The sequence below is a fragment of the Pandoraea sp. NPDC087047 genome, assembly GCF_044745225.1.
Lineage (GTDB): Bacteria > Pseudomonadota > Gammaproteobacteria > Burkholderiales > Burkholderiaceae > Pandoraea.
Genome location: NZ_JBIUZU010000001.1, coordinates 469,335 through 490,094, shown reverse-complemented (window position 1 = coordinate 490,094; position 20,760 = coordinate 469,335). Strand labels below are relative to the sequence as shown.

Below are 20,760 nucleotides of genomic sequence, written 5' to 3'. Positions count from 1 at the left end.
TATCGCTCGGACGCCGACGCTGCGGCGCCTGCCGTCCATGTCACTGCTCGAAGCCGAGTTGATGGGCGTGCTCGCTCACCTTGACGACCGGCACATCGTGGCGAACTGGGACGGGCGCACGCGAAGCGCCGACGCCGGCGAGGCCATGCGATTGACCGTCAATATCGGCGGGGAACACGTTCCCGTCTATCTGGCGGACCCGCGCTGGCGACTCGCGTGGCCGGAACACTGGCAGCAAGTCAGCACCGCGATGCAGCAAGCGCAACTCTGGCAGCTTCGCGGCAAACGCATTCGCCGTGCGCTGGAGTCCGCGTTCGGCGCAGGTATCGCCGTGAGTCGCGCCAATATCGAAGCGGTCCCAGATGGGTGGATGAAGCTGCGCGTGCGGTGCGGGTCGTTGGACCTGAACTGCTGGTGCGAAGCCGAATCGCTGGTGCGGGCCTTGCCCGGCACCCGGCGAACGCCCGACACAACGCCACGCGCCAAGAGCGTACGCGCGCTCGGGCGATTGAAGACACGCTGCCGGATGATGCTTCGGCCGATCTCCGTGCCGATGGACAGCTACCTGGCGCTGACGCCAGGCGATGTGTTGCTGCTGGACGTTGCGGACGATTTCACATTGCAGGGGACGCTGTGCCCGACCGGATTCGACGCCGGTTGTGCCGTCCGATTTGATAGGAAGGGAATGGTGATGGTTGATGGGAATTTCGTAGTCGCGGACGACGCGGGTGCGCTCTCCATTGTTGAGGCGAAGACCGTGTCGCTCAACGTGGAACTGGGAACCTGCGAGATGTCGCTGAGCGCCCTGGCCGATTTGAAGCCGGGTGAGTGCGTGCGTCTCGACAGGGCTTTCGACGATCTGAGCGTGAGCGTGATGTATCAGGGCCAGCGCGTTGCCACGGGGCAACTGACCGACATCGCCGGGCTGGTCGGCATTCGTCTCGATAGCGTTTATCTGAGCGAGCGCCCGTGATTACGAATCAATCGATCGATCTGCTGACGCTATCGATCGCGCTGGCGTTACTGCCCGCGGCATGTGTGCTGGTGACGTCGTTTACCAAGATCGCCATCGTGTTCGCGCTGGTCAAGAACGCGATCGGGGTCCAGCAGGTGCCCTCCACGCTCGTGACCAATGCGTTGGCGCTGATCGTTTCGGCGTTCGTGATGGCGCCGGTGCTGCACGATATCGGCGACAACATGTCGCGTGGAAAGTCGATCAACCAGGATCGGATCGAATGGGTCGTGCAAAGCGCAACGCAGCCATTGACGCGCTTCATGAAGCAACACGTCGATCCGGCCGAGCAGGATCGCCTGCTCGATAGCGCCAAACGCATCTGGCCGTCGGGCCTCGCTGCGCAGGCAAAACCCGACGACTTCTTCATTCTGGTGCCGGCATTCGCCATTTCGGAGATCACGGCCGCATTCAAAATCGGCTTCCTGCTCTATCTGGCGTTCGTCGCGGTCGATCTCATCGTGGCCAATGTGCTGATGGCGATGGGCATGATCATGTTCTCGCCGACCATTGTGTCGATCCCGCTCAAACTCATTCTGTTCGTGATGGCCGATGGATGGTCCAGGCTCGTGCAGGCGTTGATTCTGACTTATCAATGATGGAAACGGAATCGATTGCTTACATCATCCAGCAGGCGGTCCTCACGATCTCGCTGGTGAGCGCCCCGGTGGTGGGGGCTGCGCTCATGGTCGGCCTGCTCGTGGGCATTGCGCAGGCGGTAACGCAGATTCAGGATCAGTCCATTGGCTATGGCGTCAAGATCCTCGTCGTGATCGTTGTGCTGGTCGTGCTTGGCCGCTGGATGGGCGCCGAGATGATGGGCGCATTCGAGCGGGCTTTCGAGCAGATTCCCTCGCTCGGCCGCGCCAGCACCCGCGAGTAGTGCGATGACGATGTTGTTCGATGCGCTCAGCCTGCTCACGCTGCTGATCGCGCGCGGATACGGCGTATTGATCGTGGTGCCGCCGTTGATGAAGGCCGGGCAGGGATGGATGGTGCGCTTGCCCATTGCACTGGCGTTGGCGCTGCCGTCCGTCAATCTCGCGCCGAGTGTCTCGATTGCTCATCTGGACATGGGGACCGTGGCAGTGCTCGCGGCCTTCGAGTTCGGCATCGGCATGATCGTGGGGGCGCTGTTTCTGCCGCTGTTTGCCGTCCCTCGTGCGGTGGGCGCGTTGATCGACATGCAGGCCGGTTTGCAGTCCATTCAACTGTTCGATCCGAGCTCGGCAGAGCGTTCCAGCACATTGTTCGCCGATCTGTTCGAACAGATCGTCTGGGTAATGTTCGTCGGCGTGGGCGGTCTCGCGATGATGGCGCACGCCTATGGACTGTCGCAACAGGTATGGCCGATGGGGCGGTTCGGATTTCCGGACCTGGACCAACTCGTCACGATATTGACCGACGGCTTTCGCTCGATGGGGCGCGCCACGCTCATGATCGTTGCGCCGTTCGCGGTGGTGCTGTTCACGCTGGATTATGCGATGGCATTGATCGGGCGCAGCGCACCGCAGTTGAATGTGCTCACGAATTCCGTCGCGATCAAGATCACATTCGCCATGATCGTCTTCGTGGCGATGCTCGGACCGTTGACCGAAACGTTCCAGACGACCATTGGCGGCTGGATGGACCAGACGGGCATCGTCTATCGCGTGTTGAAGGGGAGTCGCGATGAGTGAGAAAACGGAAGAACCTACCGAACACCGGGTGCGTCAGGCACGCCGGGATGGGCGCATCGCCAAATCGAAAGACCTGACGCAGGCATTGGCGGGCTGCATCTGGCCCATGGTGCTCTCCGCTATCTTCCTGCCCGCCATGGCGATGGCGGGCGCCATGCTGGGCCAACTGATGAGCTGGATCGCAGACCCCTCGGTCTCGCTCGATGAGCAGCAGATCTACTGGTCCAGTCTCGTGATCCGTACCGGTCTGATGTTCAGCATCGGGGCGGCGGTGATTGCCATGGTCAGCGGCATTGCGCTTGAGCTGATACAGACCAAGGGGCTGATCAGTATCAAGCCCATCGTGCCGGCGTTCGACAAGCTGAATCCGGCCAGCCAGATCAAGTCGATGTTCTCGATGCGAACCATCGTGGAACTCTTCAAAGGCATCTCGAAGGTCATTGTGATCTCGGCGGTGGCTTTGCTGCTGCTCCGGCATACGGCTCGCGACATTGCGGGCACGGTGGGGCTGCCGTTGCTGGACTCTCTCGCGATCATGGGCTTCCTGTTGCTGTTGCTGAGCATCGGCGCGCAATTGTTCACGCTCGCGCTTGCAGTGCTCGACGTGCTGTACCAGAAGTACGAGCACCGCAAGAGCTTGCGCATGAGCAAAGACGAGGTGCAGCGCGAATTCAAGGAGCAGGAGGGCGACCCGATGATCAAGGGCGAGCGCAAGCGCCTGCATCACGAAGCATTGCGCTGACGACGGGATCGTCACCCGCATTTTTCGATTTTTTGTTTCCCGACAATATTCATGTAAGGCCAGTCACTGGATGTCCAATAACAAGCTCCGGCGTCGCTTCTTCGCGGCGTTCAATCAACATTCCGATACGATCCCTGTCGTCGCCGTCCTTGGGGTGCTGTGTCTGATCGTCCTGCCGCTCCCGGTGGTGATGCTCGACGTTGCGCTGGCGTTGAACCTGACATTGTCGGTGCTCGTGCTCACGATGAGCGTGTACGTTCCGCATGCGCTTTATCTGTCGACGTTTCCGACGCTTTTGCTCGTTACGACCCTGTTTCGTCTCGGCCTGAACATTGCGTCCACCCGGCAGATCCTGCTCAACGGTTATGCCGGCGAGATCATCACGACGTTCGGTCAACTGGTCGTTGGCGGCAATGTCGTCGTCGGTTGCGTGGTGTTCATCATCATCGCCATTATTCAGTTCGTGGTGGTGGCCAAAGGGGCGGATCGTGTCGCGGAGGTCGGTGCACGCTTTTCGCTCGATGCGCTACCCGGCAAGCAGATGGCGATCGATGCGGATCTGCGCGCCGGCCTGATCAGCAAGGCGGATGCCGTGGAGCGACGCCGCCAACTCGAGCAGACGAGTCAGTTCTACGGCGCCATGGACGGTGCCAGTAAATTCGTCAAGGGCGATGCGATCGCGGGCCTGTTGATCGCGCTGGTGAACGTGATCGGCGGCATCATCATCGGCACCGTCGTGAACGGAAATCCGCTGGCCGATACGGCGCGACTCTATACGGTGCTCACCGTCGGTGACGGCCTGGTTTCGCAGATTCCGTCGTTGCTGATTTCGTTTGCGGCGGGGATTCTGATTACGCGCGTCGCCTCGCCCGATAGCCGCTCCGCGGTGGGAACCGATATCGGTACGCAGATCGCCGCACAACCGAAGGCGATCCTGTCTGCTGGCGTGGTGTCGCTCGGGTTTGCGCTGGTGCCGGGCTTTCCTACGCTGGCGTTTCTGGGACTCGGGGCTGCCTTGATCGCGTTCGCGCTGGTGTTGCGCAAGCTGGGCGGGAAGCATCGCGCCGGGCAAGCCGTGGCGCATGCCTGGGCACGCCGCGATGGGCCGACGCATTCGGTCGGGGATCTGGGCTTGCCGCCACCCTTGCGAGTGCGGCTGGCCCCGAACCTGTTAAGCCGTTTGAGCCCGACCGAACTGAACCGGCTTCTGCTGGAATTCAAGGAGCAGTTCCGGGAGTCCGGCGTACCGTACCCCGGACTTCGCCTGGACACCGACGAGGGTTTGCCTGCGGGCGGCTACGCCGTCGACATCGATGAAGTGCCTATCGTCTCCGGGCAGCTCGCGACGGGGGCGCCGGAGTCGGAGTCGGGCGAGACAGTGCGTGCCGCGATGCCGTCGCTTGGCGAGCGCTTCAAGAAGACGGCGCTCGAACAACGGCTCGTCGACGAAGTCGGGCAAGCGGTGGCGCGACAACGCTGGCGCTTCCTGGGCACGCAGGAAGCGAGCTACCTGCAGGACGAACTGGCCCGCGAATATCCGAGGCTCGTCAACCTGCTGGGCGAGCGGGTGCATTTGTTCGTCTTCCGCGCCGTACTCATCGAACTGCTCAAGGCGGGCATTCATATTCGGAACTTGAGGTCGATTGCCGAGGGGCTGACCAACGCGTCGGCGCACCCCAACGACATCGACGGTCTGGTGTCGGCATGCCGGCAGGCGTTGGCCAGTCAGATCTCCCACACGTGGGCCGACGCCGAGCATCGGCTGCCGATCATCGTGCTGGCGCCCGAAATCGAAGCGACGTTGCGGCGCAAGCTGGTCGTCACGGAAAGCAGCCGCTTCATCGACCTGAGCGTCGAGGAGCAGCAACAACTGGGACGGCGCATTGTCGAGGAGGTACAGCGCGTGCGCGCCAATACGCCGGATGTCGTGGTGATTACCGGTCAGGATCTGCGCCGTTCGCTGGAAGGCCTGCTCTGGCAAGCCGGCGGGAAATCGATGGTGGTGTTGGCGGTGGAGGAGCTCTCGGACCAGGTCAGGCACGAAATTATGGGCACCGTCGACGTGCGTGAGTGGGAACTCGATTCGGGGTTCGCCGGCGCCTGATGCTAATGGGAACGGTAATGACCGCAGCGACCGTAGGAACGGCAGGGACGGACATGATTGACTGGGATATTGCAAAATTCGACGCGGCGTTTGCCAAGGCGTTTCAGGTGGACCTGCGCAAGCGGCATCTGGGACGCGTGACGAGTGTTCAGGGTAACCAGGTGCAGGTGTGCGGACTGTCGCTTGGCGTCGGGCAAATGTGCCGCCTGTTCGATTCGAACCATGCCGGGGTGTTGGGCGAAGTGGTGGGCATGACGCCACAGGGCGCGCTCGTCACGCTGTATGGCGACGTCAACGGCTTGGGCACTCGCACGCACGTGCTGCCACTGAGCGCAGGTCATTTTGTCCCGACGGGCGATGCGCTTCTGGGCCGTGTGCTCGACGGGCTTGGCCGGCCGATCGATGGCGACGCCTTGACGGGGCTCGATTCACGCCCGAGTCAGGTGGCACCGCCGGACCCCATGTCGCGTCCGCTGATCCGCACGGTATTGAACACGGGCATCCGGGCCATCGATGGATTGCTGACCGTGGGCCACGGGCAACGCGTGGGCATTTTCGCACCGGCCGGGGTCGGTAAAAGTACGCTGTTGAGCTCGATAGCGCAGGGCGCAGAGGATTGCGTGAGCGTGATTGCCCTGATCGGCGAACGAGGCCGGGAAGTGCGCGAATTTCTCGACAAGACACTGACGCCCGAACAGCGCACGCGCACGGTCGTGGTCGTGGCGACGTCGGATCGTCCGTCGATGGAGCGTATCAAGGCGGCCTATACCGCCACCGCGATTGCCGAGTATTTCCGCGACCAGGGCCGGCCCGTGCTGCTCCTGATGGATTCGCTCACACGTTTTGCGCGAGCGCTGCGGGAAACCGGGTTGGCCGCGGGGGAGCCCGCCGTCCGGCGTGGTTTTCCGCCGTCGGTGTTCACCGCGCTGCCCGCCCTGGTGGAACGGGCGGGGCCGGCCGACAAGGGCTCCATCACGGCGTTCTACACGGTACTGCTTGAAGACGCCGATATCCCCGATCCGATTGGCGAGGAAGTCCGGTCGCTGCTGGATGGTCACATCATCCTGTCGCAAAAGCTGGCGGGCACCGGGCATTACCCGGCGATCGATGTGCGGCAGAGCGTGAGCCGGTTGATGGCCGAATTGTCGTCGGAGGAGGATCTGCGGGTCGCCAGCGTCGTGCGGGAGTGGCTGGTCAAGTTCGAAGATGCCGAACTGTTGATGCAGTTGGGGGAATACGTCGCCGGACAGGACGCCGCACTGGACAGTGCAATCGCCGCCCGCTCCGCGCTGCTTGCGTTCTTGCGGCAAGGCACGCTCGATGTGGAGGACGCAACGAGCATCCGTCAGCGATTGGCCGACATGGTGGCGCAGTATTCGCCGCGCACGCAATGATGGGGACGGCGCGGTGTGGGAAGGTCGGGAAGGGTGAAAGGGCGAGGGAGCGCGCATGATGACGTCCGCGCGAAAGCTCGAACGGGTCGCGGCGTTGCGGCGACAGCGGGCCGAGCGACAACTCAAATCGCTCCACGCCGCCTTGCTTGAGGCGCAGGCACACCGTGTGCATCTCGAGCAAGCGGCCGAGCAACTGGCGCACGATTACACGGTGTTGCGCGACGAGCTTGCCACGCAGAGCGTGGTCGGCCGCACATCGTCCCGGCAGGCGGATGTGCATCGGGCGAAACTCGTGTGGATCGAAGGCCGTGTTCAGGCGAACGACGCCGAGTGCCGCGCCCATGCGGTGACGTTACGTCATCTGGAAGACCGCAAAGCCGAGTGCGTGCGTGAGATTGGCAAGCAAGGGGCGCTCGAGTCGCTCACGGCCAGACGCCGTCGCGCCGACGACAATCTGCAACGCACCGCGCAGGAGGACGAGGAAGCCGACGAATTTCTGTCGGGAGCCCGCTGACCGCTGACCGATGACCGTAGAAGCGACTCGATACGTTGCGCTGTCACACGCCATCGGGGGGATAAGGGGCGGGTGCTGTGGTCGCACCGCTCAGCGTGGCAAAGCCGCTTTCCTTGACGTAGTGAATGAGGTCGATGTCGCGGGCGATGTTCAGCTTGCGTTTGGCGCTTTGCTTTTGTGCGCTGATGGTCTGTTTGGAGCGATGGCGCAGCTCCGCAATTTCATCGATGGTCAGACCGCTGACATACAAGCGCACGACTTCGGCTTCGAGTTTCGTCAGCGTATCGAACCCGGACGCGACCGGTTCGCGGGAATGTTTTGCCGTCGACGTGGGCGACTTGGCGCGGGAGTCGGACGGCGGCGTGCCTTCCGCGACGGCTCGGATAGCTGCGGCGACCTTTTCCGGCGGCTCGATCTTGCTGAATACCGCGCGCGCGCCGCGTTTGTGCATGGCGTCGAGCAACGCGGGATTGTCGATGGCCGTATAGACGATGACGACGACATCGGGGTAGCGGCGTTGCAGGAATTCCAGCAGCAACAGACCGTCGCCGAAGCGTCCTCCGGGCATGGCGTAGTCGGTGACGATGACGTCGCAATGCAGCCGGCGCAGCATCTCGACCAGCGATGTGGAGTCGCGCGCGTGCCCGACGACATCGACGCCGGGCAACTGTTCGGCAAGTGTGCGAAGCCCGGAGATGATCGCGGGATGGTCATCCGCGAGAATGATATTGAGTTTTTTCATGACAACGAAATGACTACGGAAGCGAGATAGGCAACGTCATTGGTGGTTGTACGACGCTCCCCGTTGCCGGGTTGGGAGGCGTCGGATGTCGACGGTTACCGGATCATGACGTCCATGATCCGGGCTGCGAGAACGGGGAATATCGGCTCGGATGCGTCACCCCGAGTCCGTCGTGACGATCTGATGCTCGACCTGATCGGCCCATTGCAGCAGGGACGGGAGCGGATCGCCCTCAGAGGCATCGTCAAGCTGTTGTTCGAGGTGGCGAACCTGAATCGCCAGCGCTTCGAAGCCGAACACGCCGAGACATCCCTTGAGCGAATGAAGCGCTGCGTGCAGGCCATCGATATCGCCTACGGCATGCGCCTGGCGCAAGCGAGAGAGGTCCTGCGCGACCGATGTAACGAAGACTTCCTTCAGCGAGTCCGACGAGACGAATTCGGTGGCGGCAAGGGCGGATCGGGGCGCGGGGACATAGTCTTGCAACGCTTCGAGCAGCTCGCGCAAATTGACCGGCTTGACCAACGTTCGCTCGATGCCGGCGGCTTTCGCCCGTGCCGTCACATCGGGCGCCACGCCCGCAGAAATCAGCAGGATCGGCAATGAAATGCCTCGGCTCTGAAGGGTTTGTGCGAGTTCGAGTCCGGTCATGCCCGGCATGTTGAGGTCCGTGATCAGCACATCGAAAACATGGTCGGCGCGCCCGGCGAGCTGTGTGAGTTGATCGAGCGCGGCTTCGCCGGTGTCGACCGTGTGGACCTGACAGCCCAGCGTATGCAACTGCTCGGCCATCAGTTGCCGATTGGCGGGGTTGTCTTCGACGACCAGCACCGACAGGCCGAGCGCTACCCGATCGTCGTTGCTCAGTGCGGGAGAGTCGTCGGTGCAAGGGGCGTCGATCCCGCCAAGCGCGGCATAAAGGCCGTCGACGCTATAGCAGCTGATCGACGTCAGACGTCCGGTTCTGATAGGGCGGCGCGGGCCGTCCGGCGTGACGATCACGACTTGGGGGGCGGTTTCCAGCAAACGGTCTTCGTCGACCGATGTCCATGCGTTCCGGTCCCCCCACAGCACGACGACGTCGCATTCGCCGATTGCATCGGTGTCGATGTCCGCCGGGTGGCCGCTTGTCTTGACCGACATTCCCCAGTGCGTGAGCAGACGCGTTGCGTGATCGGTCCACTCGGCGTGCGAGGCCGCCAGCACGACGGCGCTGGCGTCGAGCGATCCGGCGCGTGAATCGCAGGAGGCTTGCGGCGCCACGCTGGCTGGAATGCGCACCCGGAAGCGGCTGCCGACGCCCAGCGTGCTCTCGACCGAAATCGTCCCGCCCATGCCTGCGACGAGGCGTTTGCACAACGAGAGCCCGAGTCCCGTGCCGCCGAAGCGCCGTGTCACGGTTTCGTCCACTTGCCGGAACGCGTCGAAGATGACGGCCTGGTGTGCCGGATCGATGCCGATGCCCGTGTCCTCGACGACCAGCTCGATGAATGAGGGGCTCGTCGGATGATCGCCGGGTGCAATGTCCAGCGTCATCAGGATCTGGCTGTGGCTGGTGAACTTGACGGCGTTCGATAGCAAGTTGCGAAGGACTTGCGCAATGCGCGTGGGGTCCCCCATCCACCATCGGGGAGTGGTCGTGTTGAAGGTGTGCAGCAGCGTGATCGATTTGGCCTGCGCATTCGGCAAAAAGAGCGTCATGGCCTGCTCGGCGAGCGCGACGAGATCGAACGCGATGCTTTCGTATTGCATGTCGCCAGCTTCGATCTTCGACAGGTCGAGGATGTCGTCGATGATGCGGGTGAGTTGTCGCCCCGCTGCCTGAACCGTGCTCAACCGATCGCGTTGCGTTGCCTCCAGATCCGAGCGTGCCAGCAGTTCCAGATTGCCGAGGATCGCGTGCAACGGTGTGCGGATTTCATGGCTGGTTGCCGCGAGAAATGCGGACTTCGCCGCGTTCGCCGCTTCAGCCGCGCGACGCGCTTCGGCGGTTTTGACCTGGAGTTCGTGTTCGGCAGTAATGTCGGACAGGGTGGCGACGATGACGTCCCGGTTCTGGTAGCGCGCGGGGGCGAGTCGCAGTGCCACTTTCAAGGGTGTGGCGCCGGCGCGCTCGAACGTCAGGACGTCGGTCACGATGTCTGCCTGTGCCGATGTCTGCGTGGGCGTCGAGGGATGCCCGGCACGCTCGTAACACTGCACCAATGTCGTTGCGATGCCATCGGTCAGCGGAGATATCCTGGCTTCGAGCTCGGTCATCGTCGGGCTTCGAAGCAGAGGTTTTGCGGTATGTGTGTCGATCAGCGAGAGCCCAACCGGCGCCGTACCGATGAGCATACGGCTCAGATGTTCGCTTTCCGACACACGAATCGAGCGCGCCAGCGTCGGGCGGAACACGCGGTAATCGAACGCCAGCAGCAGCGCCCAGATCATCGCGATGATGCCCAGTAAGATGCCCAGCGTCGTGCTCACGGGCGTATCCAGATCGCCGAGGATCGTTTGCCATGGCACGACGTAGACGAGGCTCCAACGGGTTGTGCCGTATCGCTCCTGAAACATCAGCCCGCCATGCGACCAGAGGGCGGCCCCCCTCTCCGGCGCCTCGCTCGGGTGCGCGCGCAGGGCGTGCTCGAGGGCTTGTCGAGAGAGGGCGTGCGTCGCTGTCGAGGTAATCACATTGCCTGCCGCAACCACGGCGAACGCCCCCGGGAATCGTTCTTTGGGCAGCGCTGCGCCGATGAGCTCGGTGGGGATGTCGACAACGACATCGAACAACGGCGCACCTTTGGGATCGTTGATGACGGTCGCCAGACGGATGACCGATGCCCCGCTAAGCGGATCTTGCGTCGGTTCGAGCCAACGCACGGGGCGTCGGTTCGGCACCGCTTGCGGGCCTGTGTCGTCCCAATCGGTCGCTGAGGGCAGCCGATCGGCGAGCCGCTTGCCCAGCGATTGCCGATTGGCGACGAGGCGGTCGAATTCCGCGCGCGTGGGCGGCGCGCTCAAGGACAACACGGCAAGCGACCTGTCGGCCGACAGGGCATAGGCGGACATCGGCGCACCGCGCCGACGCGCGACCACATCGAGCAGGGGAGCCATGTGCAGCGCAAATGCGATTGTGCGTGCCACCTCGTCGCGACTGATGGGCCGCCTGTCGATGCCGATGACCAGCAAGGTCGGGTATTCGGGCAGCGAGAACACGCGCCCGTCCTTGAAAAAACGGTCGACATCCGCGTGGGTCGCCATCGCGTCGCGCTGAAACAGCAACTCGCCATTGACGGCATAACTACGCAAGAGACTTTCCGCCTGCGTGGTTTCGTCCGCAATACGGCGCAGGTCGACCGTGAGGTCCTGGTGCTCCCGTACCGCGTAGCGTTCGGCGATGGAGACGGCGTGGAAGGTGAGCGCGGCGAGAATGGCGAGCGTCACGAGCGCACCGCCGCCATAAATCAGCGCGCGTTGGAAGTGCATGAAGCGCCGGAGGTACGTACCGGCTTGTTGGTCTGACATCCAGGATCCTCCTGGATCGTGTGGGTTATCGCCGTGCGGGCGTGCAGGAATTCGGGGTTATGCACCCGCGTTGAGCGAGCAGGCCGACAAGGCTAACGTGGTCGATCGCCCAAAGGTGGTTGGTGGATGTGTTTTTGGGAAAAAGCATAGAAATTTGGTCGGACAGGCGGCCTGCTTCCTACGCAGAAAGGTGTATGGCGAGTAGGCATCCCCCTTCTTCGGATCTTTTGATTGTGAGTTTTTGTAACGGATAGGCGGCTATTTTGTCGATGGCGTGAGTGCGCCTCATGCTTTAATGTCGCGTCCATGGATCACGCGCATTGGCGTCGCGCGGGCGGACGAAAAATCACGAGGCACGGATGTTGGCAGCTTTCCTGGCGGGACACGCGTGGGGCATGGTGATGATCGCCATCGTAGGTACGGCGGCGGGGGCGGTAAGTGGCGTGGTCGGTACCGGCTCGTCGATGATGCTGCTCCCGGTGCTTGTCTATACCTACGGCCCGAAGGAGGCCGTGCCGATCATGGCGGTCGCGGCCGTCTTCGGCAATGTGTCGAAAGTGGTGGCGTGGTGGCGCGAGATCGACTGGCGCGCGGTGGCCGCGTATTCCGTGCCGGGGGCCCCGGCGGCGGCGCTTGGCGCGAAGACGTTGTGGAGTCTGCCCTCGACGGTCGTGGACATTGCGCTGGGCGTGTTTTTCATCGCAATGGTGCCGACACGGCATTACCTGAAACGCCGTGAATGGCGGTTATCGCTCTGGCAACTGGCGGTCGTGGGCGCGGTGATCGGCTTCCTGACGGGGATCGTGCTGTCGACCGGCCCGCTAAGCGTGCCGGCGTTCGCGGCTTACGGGCTGTCGGGCGGCGCGTTTCTCGGGGCGGAATCGGCCAGTTCCGTCTTCATCTACGTGGCGAAGGTGCTGATGTTCTCGGGCCTCGGAGCGTTACCGCCCGAAGCATGGGCGAACGGGCTGATCGTCGGCATGACGCTGATGCTTGGCACGCTGCTGGGCAAGCGCTTCGTGTTGGGCATCACGCCGGCAGTCTTTCAGCGTCTGCTCGATACGATGCTCGTCGTTTCCGGTGGCGTGATGCTTAGCGCGGCGTGGCGGTGAGCCGAAAAATCGTTGGGGCCGGACAATGACAGCTCAAGACGCCACGCCTCTGGCTTCCTCGATGATCCACTTCGCGAAGGCCTGTACCGGCGTCTGACTCGACTCGATCGAATTGGGGAGCACAAGGCAGAAATGCTTGGTGACGGCTTTGTCTTCCGGCCAAGGGGCGATCAATCTGCCTTGCGCGATCTCGCTCCCGACGTAAAGGCGCGGCACCAGGGCGACACCCAGGCCCGCCAGCGCGCCTTCTATCAGCATGGCGTGCAGGTCGTAATGCGCGCCGACCGCCGAATTGGTCAGCGTAATGCCGCACGCTTGCGCATACCTTTGCCAGGCGTCCGGAGTCTGCCGCCGGTGAAGACGAGGCAAATCGTCCAGCGATGGGTTCGCTCCGGCGTTTGCGAGAAGCGCCGGACTACACACAGGCACCAGCACTTCTTCGAGCAAGTGATGCAGATGCACGCCCGTCCAGGCGGGATGCGCAAAATGAATGGCGGCATCGAAACCGCTCTGCGGGAGAAGGAAAGGTTCCATGCGTTCGGCAATGTGCACGGTGATGGTCGGATGCCGCTGCTGAAAACGCTTCAGCCGGGGAATCAGCCAGCGAGTGGCAAACGTTGGAATGGCGGCGATATCGAGACTCGCGCCCTCGATAGGCTGCCCCATCAGATACAGGCTGTCCCGTTCCAGCCGATCTAGAATTTCACGAACCTGCACGGCGTATCGCGTGCCATTGGGTAAAAGCCGCACCCGATTGCCGATCCGCTCGAACAGTGCAACCCCCAGAAACGCCTCCAGCCGACCGATCTGACGACTGACGGCGCCTTCGGTCCGTGACAACTCCTCGGCCGCGCGAGCGAAGCTCCCATGTCGCGCCGCGGCTTCGAAAGCCAGGAGCGCGGAATGGCTTGGAATCTTGCGTCGCATAGAGGTCTCGTCGATCAGAAGGCGTTCGACGTCAGCTTGATAAAACATCAATGAAGGCTGACGTTTATTCGTTATATACGTTAGAAACGTGAGATTACCATTACGTGACTGCAATGAGAACGAATGGTTTCGTCGATGAATACCGATTTGTCACCAAGGACAATCCGATGATTTACACCGTGGAATGCAGCTTCGCCGACCCTGCGAGCGAAGCCGAATGGAACAACTTCTACAGCCTTGAAAAGCTGCCCGCTCTGATTTCGGTGACCGGTTTTCACACGTCGCAGCGCTTCAAGGCGGTCGGCGCGAGTTGCCCCGTCTACCTTGCCCTTCACACGATTGACGATCTGGATGTCCTGACGGGCGACGAATATCGCCGCAAAGGCGGTGGCAATTTCGCGAAGTGGCAGCCACACATCACCGACTGGCACCGAAATCTCTACAGCGGTATCGGCCGTGCGCCAGCGGTAAAGGCGGACGAATGGCTCGTGCTATGCGCGAGCGGTCCCGATGCCTTGATTCGGATGGGCCTTCAACCTTTGGCCATGCACGCCGTTGCGCTGGAGAAGTCTCCGGAGCGCCGTTGGCTGGCGGTACTGCCTCGTGGCAGCGCGCGATTCCTCGAGAATCCTCCTGACGGCGCTTACCTCTACTCGCCGATGACGGCGCAGCTCACCAGTGCCCCAGCGGACTCGACGGCGCATCCGCCGGCGAAGCACGAGTAGGTGTGCCATCGCCAACGTGACTGTCTACGTTCAACCCGTTGTTCCGGAGAAGCCTTGTGTCCAAGCGTTCCTTTCCCAGCCGGCAAGTCGGGGATTTCGCGATCACCGCCATCAGCGATGGTTACCTCACTGCGAGCCTCGACGCTCTCTCGAACATCGACACGCTCGATGCGTCCAGAATGCAGCGCGATGCCGGGCAGACTGCGCCCGACGCCGTGCACATCAACTGTTATGTGGTGCAGACGGCGGGGCGCACGACGCTCATCGACGGCGGGGCCGGCGGCATCAAGCAATGGGGTGGCCGTCTGCGGGCCAATCTCTTGCTGGCGGGCATCGAACCCGCCGCTATCGACACCATTCTGCTCACACACGCGCATCCCGATCATGTCGGCGGGCTGGTGAATTCGGAAGGGCAAATCACGTTTCCGAATGCCGAGCTTGTCGTCGATCATAGAGAAATCAAGTTCTGGCAGGACGACGCCAATCTGGCGCGCGCCAGCGAGCGGGTACGCGGCAACTTCCGTATAGCGCGTCAGGTGTTCGACGGATATCGCGACAAGCTGCGCACGTTCGAGGCGGGCGAGGTGCTCCCCGGTATCCGGGCAGTCTCGCTGCCGGGACACACGCAGGGCCACACCGGATATCTCGTCGAGTCGGGTCGCCAGAGCTTGCTGATCTGGGGCGATATCGTTCATTTCCCTCACATCCAGATCGAGCGGCCGGACGTTTCGATTGCCTTCGATCAGGATTCGACGCTGGCCGCCACGACCCGGTCACGGCTGCTGGACCGGGTCAGCGCAGACCGGCTGCTGGTCGCCGGCATGCATCTGGGCGAACTCGGTTTCGCGAGAATCAGGCGAGCGAATGGCCCATCCGGTTTCCTGTACGAACCCGAGGGCTGAACGTCATGCCCGTGCCAGCCGCGCGGCGACCAGATTGACTACCAACCCCAACGCCATCGCCACGCCGCCCACGATGAACAGCAGTGAATAGTTGCCCGACGTGGCGTCAAACAGGAACGACAAGCCGTACGCGGCCACTGCCTGCAAGGTGGCGAAGCTCGTCGTTGCGGTGCTCCATGCCCCCTTTTGCGAAGCGGGATGGTGCGCGAGCAGTTCGTTCACGCGTCCGAGCACCAGGGTGACGATGCCGGGCGTGAAGGCGCCCATCACCACGCTCGACACAATCAGCGCGGGCAGCCCGAGACCCAACACCGGCAGTACGACGGCACACATCTGGGCAACGTAAGCCACTCGCAAAGCACGCGCAAATCCGATCCGGTCGGCAAGGTGTCCCACGAATAACGGTCCGACGATGGCCCCCAGCCCGTACAGCACCCAGTAGTTGGCGCCAGCGTCGAGCCCTTTGCCGAGGCCGCGTGCGACGTAATCCACGAGGAAGATCATGTGCGGCACGAGCGTCACGGCGTTCAGCGCGTATTCGATATAGAGCGCCCGCAACGTGACCGAAGTGGTGGGGCGATGCTTCGCATGAGTCGGCGTGGCGGCCGGAGCGCCTTCAGGCCATCCGCGCCAGGCCAGGGCAGTGAGCAGCAGCGACAGCACGCCCAGACCGATCCATGTCTGCGCAAGGCCCTGGCGAAGCAGCAGCGGCACGAGCGTGCCCGACGCCGCGATACCCAGACCGAGTCCCCCAAAGATCGCGCCGCTCACGATGCCGCGGCGCGACGGCGTCACGTGCGCAAGCACCGTGGGCGCGGCGATCACCATCAGTACGCTGCCGGCAACTCCCGACGCGAAGCGCCACACGAAAAACCACAGGAACGAGACGGGCCACGCGCACGCAAAAAACGCAACGGCGGCGAGCAGCATCATGACGCGCACGATCGCAACGCTCGACGCATAACGTGCCAGTACGCGCGCGCCGAGCGCCCCGGCGAGATAGCCGCCGAGGTTGGCCGCGCCGAGATAGGCCGCCGTGGCGGGCGCGAACCAGTGTGCGCCGATGATGGCCGGCAGCAGGGCGGTGTACGCGAAGCGGGCAAAGCCGATGCCGATGAGGCTTGCGCAGGCGGCCGAGAGTGTGGCGCGCCAGGCGTTGAAGGGGGCGGACGACGTGCCGCCAAGAACTGCATTGGTCATGATGACTCCGGGTGACGCTGCGTCGTCCCGGGCTTCGGCCGGCACGGCGCGCAAAAGCGATGGAGTCAGTGTAGGTTGCTGCGGTGCGTCAGAGAACCGCTACCCGTCGGAAGTCATTCTTCCGCGCGGCGTAACAATGAGGGCGTAATCGTGGCGTAATCCGGGCGTATGGGGTCTATGGGGCCGATGGGGCCGTATGGATGCCGTCCGCCGACGTCCCGCGTCTCTCAGACCTTGCCCGCCGCGAGCCTGTGCGCGTGCGAGAAATGCTTGCGCAGCTGCGGCACGGCGAAATCCACGAACGCCCGTACCTTGGGCACGGCCAGCCGGCCTTGCGGGGTGATGACGTGCACCGGCATCGGCGGGTGTTCGTAGTTTTGCAGAACGATCTTCAGCGCGCCGAGCTCCAGCTCGCTCGCGATGTGATACGTCAGCACGCGTGCTACGCCGTGTCCGGCCACGACCGACGCAATTGCCGCGCGAATCGAATTGACGATCAGACGCGGCGTGAATTGAACGATCTGCGGCACGGTGCTGCGTCCCGTGGGCGGAAAGCGCCACGAGTCGATGCCGAAGTAGGTCATGGAAACAATGCGGTGCTTCGAGAGATCGGCGGGTGTCTCGATGGGCGAGTGGGACGCGAGATACGCCGGCGAAGCCGCGATGACGCGCCGGACCTCGCCCACCTGCGTAGCGACAAGCGACGAATCGGGCAGATGCGCGACGCGCACCGCCACGTCGACCCCTTCGTCGATCAGGTTGACCGGCAGATCGCTCAATTGCAGGCGCACGACGACGTCGGGGTAGCGCTCGATGAATGCGTCGACAATCTCGCGCATGAATGTCTCGCCCGCGGCCAGCGGTACGGATACTGTGAGCTGGCCGCGCGGCTCGGAGCGCTCGCCGGCCGCGATGACATCGGCTTCCTCAAGATCGAGCAGGATGCGGCGGCACGCGGCGGCGTAACGCTCGCCGGCGACGCTCAGCTTGAGCGTGCGGGTCGTGCGATGCAGCAGCGCAGTGCCGGTGTGCGCTTCCAGATAGGCGATGGCGCGGCTCACGGCGGCGGCCGAGCGTCCGAGTCGCCGGGCGGCACCGGCGAGGCTGCCTTCGTCCACGGTGGCGACGAAGACCTTCATGGCGTCGATTCTGTCCATGCGCGAGAGGGGGTAACGGGTAAGAGGCAAGCAGTCGGTGGAGGGCCGCTGGATGAGTCCCGGCGCGGCCGATGGGCAAGAGTACCCTTAAACCCGGCATTACGGCGACAATGGCGTGCGGATTTCCCGCCGGAGCCAGACACCATGCTGACGGTCCATCACTTGAACAACTCCCGCTCGCAACGCGTGCTGTGGATGCTTGAAGAGCTTGGCGTTCCATACGATCTGCAGCGCTACGAACGTGATCCGAAGACCATGCTGGCGCCGCCGGAGCTGCGTCGCGTGCATGCGCTGGGCAAGTCTCCCGTGGTCACGGACGGCGATCTGACGCTGGCCGAGTCGGGGGCGATCATCGAATATCTCGTCGAACGATATGGACATGACGGCCACGACGGACAAGGCCGGCTTGCCCCGCCGCGCGGCACCCCGGAGCGCTTGCGCTGGACTTACTGGCTGCATTACGCCGAAGGCTCGGCCATGCCGCCGTTGCTGCTCAAGCTGGTGGCGCAGCGTATCGCCAGCGCGCCGATGCCGTTTTTTGCGCGTCCGATTGCGCGCAAGATCAGTGGCACGTTGCAGTCGAGTTTCGTCGACCCGCAACTGGCGCTGCATTTCGGCTATGTCAACGATGCGTTGACGAAAACCGGCTGGTTTGTCGGCGACACCTTCAGTGCTGCGGATATTCAGATGAGCTTTGCGCTGGAGGCAGCCGTGGCACGGGGTGATGCCAGCGGCGACGCAAAAGGCCGTTGGCCCGCGATCACCGATTTTCTCGAACGTATCCACGCCCGTGATGCTTATCAGCGTGCCCTCGCGCGCGGCGGTCCGTACGAACTGCTAAGCTGATTGCCCGTCAAGGCAACACACACGCGAAAACCTATGAAAACATCCATTGCTTCGTCGCTCGCCATGGTTATGAGCGCTGCCGTCTCGATCACGACGGTTTGCGCAAACGCCGCCGAGGGCATGCCTCCTTTGCCCGGCGCGGCGATTTCCGCAGCCGCCACCGAAGGGCCCGGAGCGTCGGGCAGCGCGGCCCCGGCCGTGTCCGCGGCGCAACTGGCCGCGAACAAGCAGGCCGTGCTCGCTTTCTATGACGCGGGGCTCAATCGCAAGGACTTCAATGCGGCGCGTCAGTATCTCGGCGACAAGTACATTCAGCACAATCCGAATGCACCCGACGGCGTCGAAGGCTTCGCCAGGTTTCTGGACTTCCTGCGCAAGAATCAGCCGGACTCCCATAGCGATATCGTGCGCGCGTTTGCCGACGGCGACTTCGTGATTCTGCACGTGCGCAAGGTACCGCATCCGGGCGACTTGCCGATCGCCATCGTCGACATCTTCCGTCTGGAGCATGGCAAGATCGTCGAGCATTGGGACGTCTCGCAGCAAACGCCGGCCAAGACGGTCAGCGGCAATTCGATGTTCTGATTTGACGCCGACGGATGCGGCCTAACGCCGCATGACGGCCCTCAGCCGGGCGTTTCGCCGGAAAACATGCGTTTGCAATGTTCGAGATAGGCGGCTTCGTGCTCGCTCGTGAGTTGCACCACGCTGTTCCATAGCCAGACAGGCGTGTCGATCGTCTTTGAACGGTTGCGTTGCAGGTCGGCCAGCCACGCGCGGCACGTCGCGTCATCCATTTGACGCGCGTGCGCGAGGCCGACGACACGCCCGAGATATTGCGCGACTTCGGCCGCGTCGTCGCGCGCGAGCGTCTCGATGTCGAGCTTGAGATCCTGCGGCAGAAGTTCACGAATCACGACGGCGCGATCCATGAGGCGCGCTGCGCGCATGCGCTCGCCAAGCGACGGCGACAGGTGGAGTGCGCCCTTGACGACCCGTTCGGCATTATCGCGAGGCATGCGAACCCCCGAGTAGCGAGGGGCCGCAGCCTTCACGCCTTCCTTCAGGTCCATGAGGCACAGATCGTCGCCTTGCACCACGTCGCCATTGACATCGAGCAGAACGGCGTAACGCAGACGCCCCAATGAACTGCATCCCTTGACCCAGTAGGCGGCGTCGAGAACTTCGATATGGCCGTCGTTCGGACGCCCGCGCAATGCGGTCGCGAGACTGGCAATGGCGTTGACCTGAAACAGCGCGTCGATCTGTTTGCGCTCCGTCTTGCTGAGCGGCCAGAAGCGTCGGCCCAGCGGAATGGTCGGATGGATATCCTCGATGCGCTCCAGCGCGAGATGCTTCCACGAGCGCTTGACCGCGCGACGCATGATAAGGTCGACGATTGCCGGACGGGCGTCGTCGGCTTTCGCACGTTGCTTCGTTCGTCCGGTATTGCCCGTATTTCCGGCGCCGGCGCGCCGCTTGCGGGCCTTCGTCTTGCCCGATTCGGCCGCTTTGGCTTCCTTATCCTCGTCGCCATCGCCATCGCCATCGCCATCGCCATCGCCACGCTCGAACGCCGACATATAGCCGTGCGTGAGCGCTTCGAGCATGCGGATGATGGTCAGCCCCGAGAGGGCCGAGCCGCGGGCCGCGCTGGCCAGCGAGAGTCCCAGCCGGATGAGGTCGTGAACGGGATTGCCGATGACGGTCTGATCGAGATCCCGGATCAGCACGTCGACATGGCCATGGGCGTCGGCCAGCGGGCCAAGATTGCCCGTGTGACAGTCGCCGCAGATCCAGATGGCCGGACCTTGCGGCAGATTGACGTCGGCCCCGTCCAGCCATTCGTAGAACCGCGCGGTGCTGCCCCGGACATAAGCGTGAGGCGAGCGCGCCATCTTGCGCTCGCGCTCACGGGTGAGCCGTGCCAGCCGGGCTTCCGGGGTGGCCCACTGTGGTTTCCTTTCAGGTTTGACGCGCTTGCCGTTTGCCATTCGACACTCCCTGAGAGCGCACCGCACTGGCGGTCTGTGCCGCCGCACGCGATGCCGTGCGCTCAGTGTCGGGCAAACGTTACCTCAATGGCAAGCGACGAGCGATGTCACGACGCCGGCCAACGGGGGCGTTTCTCGAGTTCGTGACATCGCTGACGGCGCAGGGCTGATGCGCCGTTCCTATCCGTCGTTGCGCTTTA

The 20,760-nt window shown here is 63.2% G+C and carries 19 protein-coding genes; 13 read left to right on the top strand and 6 right to left on the bottom strand.

Going from position 1 to position 20,760, the window contains the following annotated elements:
• Positions 1–37 precede the first annotated feature (37 nt).
• The 8 genes from ACIPHM_RS02065 (at position 38) to ACIPHM_RS02030 (ending at position 7,445) form a co-directional block, all read left to right on the top strand.
• On the top strand, positions 38–973 hold the full coding sequence (locus ACIPHM_RS02065; RefSeq protein ID WP_400324050.1) for a FliM/FliN family flagellar motor C-terminal domain-containing protein: 936 nt from the start codon (positions 38–40) through the stop codon (positions 971–973).
• Entirely contained in the window at positions 970–1,611 is a 642-nt protein-coding gene (gene sctR / locus ACIPHM_RS02060) for a type III secretion system export apparatus subunit SctR (RefSeq protein ID WP_400324047.1), read from the top strand. The genes ACIPHM_RS02065 and sctR overlap by 4 nt, the downstream gene beginning before the upstream one ends.
• On the top strand, positions 1,608–1,895 hold the full coding sequence (locus tag ACIPHM_RS02055) for an EscS/YscS/HrcS family type III secretion system export apparatus protein (RefSeq protein WP_400324044.1): 288 nt from the start codon (positions 1,608–1,610) through the stop codon (positions 1,893–1,895). Before sctR ends, ACIPHM_RS02055 begins: the two co-directional genes overlap by 4 nt.
• Before the next feature lie 4 nt (positions 1,896–1,899).
• Positions 1,900–2,691, top strand: a complete 792-nt coding sequence (locus ACIPHM_RS02050; RefSeq protein WP_400324041.1) for an EscT/YscT/HrcT family type III secretion system export apparatus protein — start codon at positions 1,900–1,902, stop codon at positions 2,689–2,691.
• Positions 2,684–3,433 (top strand): flagellar biosynthesis protein FlhB, encoded by a 750-nt coding sequence (locus tag ACIPHM_RS02045; protein WP_400324039.1) that lies wholly within the window; start codon positions 2,684–2,686, stop codon positions 3,431–3,433. The genes ACIPHM_RS02050 and ACIPHM_RS02045 overlap by 8 nt, the downstream gene beginning before the upstream one ends.
• A 70-nt stretch (positions 3,434–3,503) precedes the next feature.
• Positions 3,504–5,537, top strand: coding sequence for an FHIPEP family type III secretion protein (locus ACIPHM_RS02040; protein WP_400324037.1), 2,034 nt, complete (start codon positions 3,504–3,506; stop codon positions 5,535–5,537).
• 53 nt (positions 5,538–5,590) lie between these two features.
• Positions 5,591–6,931 carry a FliI/YscN family ATPase gene (locus tag ACIPHM_RS02035; protein ID WP_400324034.1) on the top strand — a complete coding sequence of 447 codons (1,341 nt, stop codon included), beginning with the start codon at positions 5,591–5,593 and terminating at the stop codon, positions 6,929–6,931.
• 55 nt (positions 6,932–6,986) lie between these two features.
• On the top strand, positions 6,987–7,445 hold the full coding sequence (locus tag ACIPHM_RS02030) for a hypothetical protein (RefSeq protein ID WP_400324031.1): 459 nt from the start codon (positions 6,987–6,989) through the stop codon (positions 7,443–7,445).
• 43 nt (positions 7,446–7,488) lie between these two features.
• Here ACIPHM_RS02030 and ACIPHM_RS02025 read toward each other — a convergent pair whose 3' ends face one another.
• Both ACIPHM_RS02025 and ACIPHM_RS02020 read right to left on the bottom strand, forming a co-directional pair.
• Positions 7,489–8,187, bottom strand: coding sequence for a response regulator (locus ACIPHM_RS02025; RefSeq protein WP_400324028.1), 699 nt, complete (start codon positions 8,185–8,187; stop codon positions 7,489–7,491).
• A 156-nt stretch (positions 8,188–8,343) separates the two neighbouring features.
• Entirely contained in the window at positions 8,344–11,697 is a 3,354-nt protein-coding gene (locus tag ACIPHM_RS02020) for an ATP-binding protein (protein ID WP_400324025.1), read from the bottom strand.
• Positions 11,698–12,056: 359 nt separating this feature from the next.
• Here ACIPHM_RS02020 and ACIPHM_RS02015 point away from each other — a divergent pair, with 359 nt between their 5' ends.
• Positions 12,057–12,809 (top strand): sulfite exporter TauE/SafE family protein, encoded by a 753-nt coding sequence (locus ACIPHM_RS02015; RefSeq protein ID WP_400324022.1) that lies wholly within the window; start codon positions 12,057–12,059, stop codon positions 12,807–12,809.
• Positions 12,810–12,842: 33 nt separating this feature from the next.
• Here ACIPHM_RS02015 and ACIPHM_RS02010 read toward each other — a convergent pair whose 3' ends face one another.
• Positions 12,843–13,736, bottom strand: coding sequence for a LysR substrate-binding domain-containing protein (locus tag ACIPHM_RS02010; protein ID WP_400324313.1), 894 nt, complete (start codon positions 13,734–13,736; stop codon positions 12,843–12,845).
• Between the two features lie 167 nt (positions 13,737–13,903).
• Here ACIPHM_RS02010 and ACIPHM_RS02005 point away from each other — a divergent pair, with 167 nt between their 5' ends.
• Together ACIPHM_RS02005 and ACIPHM_RS02000 are read left to right on the top strand one after the other, a co-directional pair.
• Entirely contained in the window at positions 13,904–14,461 is a 558-nt protein-coding gene (locus ACIPHM_RS02005) for a sugar ABC transporter (protein ID WP_400324311.1), read from the top strand.
• 56 nt (positions 14,462–14,517) lie between these two features.
• Entirely contained in the window at positions 14,518–15,363 is an 846-nt protein-coding gene (locus ACIPHM_RS02000; protein WP_400324020.1) for an MBL fold metallo-hydrolase, read from the top strand.
• A 3-nt stretch (positions 15,364–15,366) separates the two neighbouring features.
• On the opposite strand, the gene ACIPHM_RS01995 is transcribed toward ACIPHM_RS02000, so the two are convergent.
• Complete coding sequence (locus ACIPHM_RS01995; protein WP_400324017.1) at positions 15,367–16,563, bottom strand: YbfB/YjiJ family MFS transporter; 1,197 nt, start codon at positions 16,561–16,563, stop codon at positions 15,367–15,369.
• A gap of 227 nt (positions 16,564–16,790) precedes the next feature.
• The gene (locus ACIPHM_RS01990; RefSeq protein ID WP_400324014.1) at positions 16,791–17,720 is read right to left on the bottom strand and encodes a LysR family transcriptional regulator; all 930 of its coding nucleotides are present in this window, start codon (positions 17,718–17,720) and stop codon (positions 16,791–16,793) included.
• 144 nt (positions 17,721–17,864) lie between these two features.
• On the opposite strand from ACIPHM_RS01990, the gene ACIPHM_RS01985 reads away from it, so the two are divergent.
• Together ACIPHM_RS01985 and ACIPHM_RS01980 are read left to right on the top strand one after the other, a co-directional pair.
• Positions 17,865–18,566: a glutathione S-transferase gene (locus ACIPHM_RS01985; protein WP_400324011.1), complete on the top strand. Its 702-nt coding sequence runs from the start codon at positions 17,865–17,867 to the stop codon at positions 18,564–18,566.
• Between the two features lie 120 nt (positions 18,567–18,686).
• Positions 18,687–19,151, top strand: coding sequence for a nuclear transport factor 2 family protein (locus ACIPHM_RS01980; RefSeq protein ID WP_400324309.1), 465 nt, complete (start codon positions 18,687–18,689; stop codon positions 19,149–19,151).
• Between the two features lie 41 nt (positions 19,152–19,192).
• On the opposite strand, the gene ACIPHM_RS01975 is transcribed toward ACIPHM_RS01980, so the two are convergent.
• Complete coding sequence (locus ACIPHM_RS01975) at positions 19,193–20,560, bottom strand: DUF2252 family protein (RefSeq protein WP_400324009.1); 1,368 nt, start codon at positions 20,558–20,560, stop codon at positions 19,193–19,195.
• Positions 20,561–20,760 lie beyond the last annotated feature (200 nt).

What these genes read in the sequence shown, in the direction of transcription:
- ACIPHM_RS02040 (WP_400324037.1), top strand. Translation starts at nt 3,504, where the DNA reads ATGTCCAATAACAAGCTCCGGCGTCGCTTCTTCGCGGCGTTCAATCAA.
- ACIPHM_RS02050 (WP_400324041.1), top strand. Translation starts at nt 1,900, where the DNA reads ATGACGATGTTGTTCGATGCGCTCAGCCTGCTCACGCTGCTGATCGCG.
- ACIPHM_RS01975 (WP_400324009.1), bottom strand. Translation starts at nt 20,560, where the DNA reads ATGGCAAACGGCAAGCGCGTCAAACCTGAAAGGAAACCACAGTGGGCC.
- ACIPHM_RS02045 (WP_400324039.1), top strand. Translation starts at nt 2,684, where the DNA reads ATGAGTGAGAAAACGGAAGAACCTACCGAACACCGGGTGCGTCAGGCA.
- ACIPHM_RS01995 (WP_400324017.1), bottom strand. Translation starts at nt 16,563, where the DNA reads ATGACCAATGCAGTTCTTGGCGGCACGTCGTCCGCCCCCTTCAACGCC.
- ACIPHM_RS02035 (WP_400324034.1), top strand. Translation starts at nt 5,591, where the DNA reads ATGATTGACTGGGATATTGCAAAATTCGACGCGGCGTTTGCCAAGGCG.
- ACIPHM_RS02010 (WP_400324313.1), bottom strand. Translation starts at nt 13,736, where the DNA reads ATGCGACGCAAGATTCCAAGCCATTCCGCGCTCCTGGCTTTCGAAGCC.
- ACIPHM_RS01990 (WP_400324014.1), bottom strand. Translation starts at nt 17,720, where the DNA reads ATGGACAGAATCGACGCCATGAAGGTCTTCGTCGCCACCGTGGACGAA.
- ACIPHM_RS02005 (WP_400324311.1), top strand. Translation starts at nt 13,904, where the DNA reads ATGATTTACACCGTGGAATGCAGCTTCGCCGACCCTGCGAGCGAAGCC.
- ACIPHM_RS01985 (WP_400324011.1), top strand. Translation starts at nt 17,865, where the DNA reads ATGCTGACGGTCCATCACTTGAACAACTCCCGCTCGCAACGCGTGCTG.
- ACIPHM_RS02020 (WP_400324025.1), bottom strand. Translation starts at nt 11,697, where the DNA reads ATGTCAGACCAACAAGCCGGTACGTACCTCCGGCGCTTCATGCACTTC.
- ACIPHM_RS01980 (WP_400324309.1), top strand. Translation starts at nt 18,687, where the DNA reads ATGCCTCCTTTGCCCGGCGCGGCGATTTCCGCAGCCGCCACCGAAGGG.
- ACIPHM_RS02015 (WP_400324022.1), top strand. Translation starts at nt 12,057, where the DNA reads ATGTTGGCAGCTTTCCTGGCGGGACACGCGTGGGGCATGGTGATGATC.
- ACIPHM_RS02065 (WP_400324050.1), top strand. Translation starts at nt 38, where the DNA reads ATGTCACTGCTCGAAGCCGAGTTGATGGGCGTGCTCGCTCACCTTGAC.
- ACIPHM_RS02030 (WP_400324031.1), top strand. Translation starts at nt 6,987, where the DNA reads ATGATGACGTCCGCGCGAAAGCTCGAACGGGTCGCGGCGTTGCGGCGA.
- ACIPHM_RS02055 (WP_400324044.1), top strand. Translation starts at nt 1,608, where the DNA reads ATGATGGAAACGGAATCGATTGCTTACATCATCCAGCAGGCGGTCCTC.
- ACIPHM_RS02025 (WP_400324028.1), bottom strand. Translation starts at nt 8,187, where the DNA reads ATGAAAAAACTCAATATCATTCTCGCGGATGACCATCCCGCGATCATC.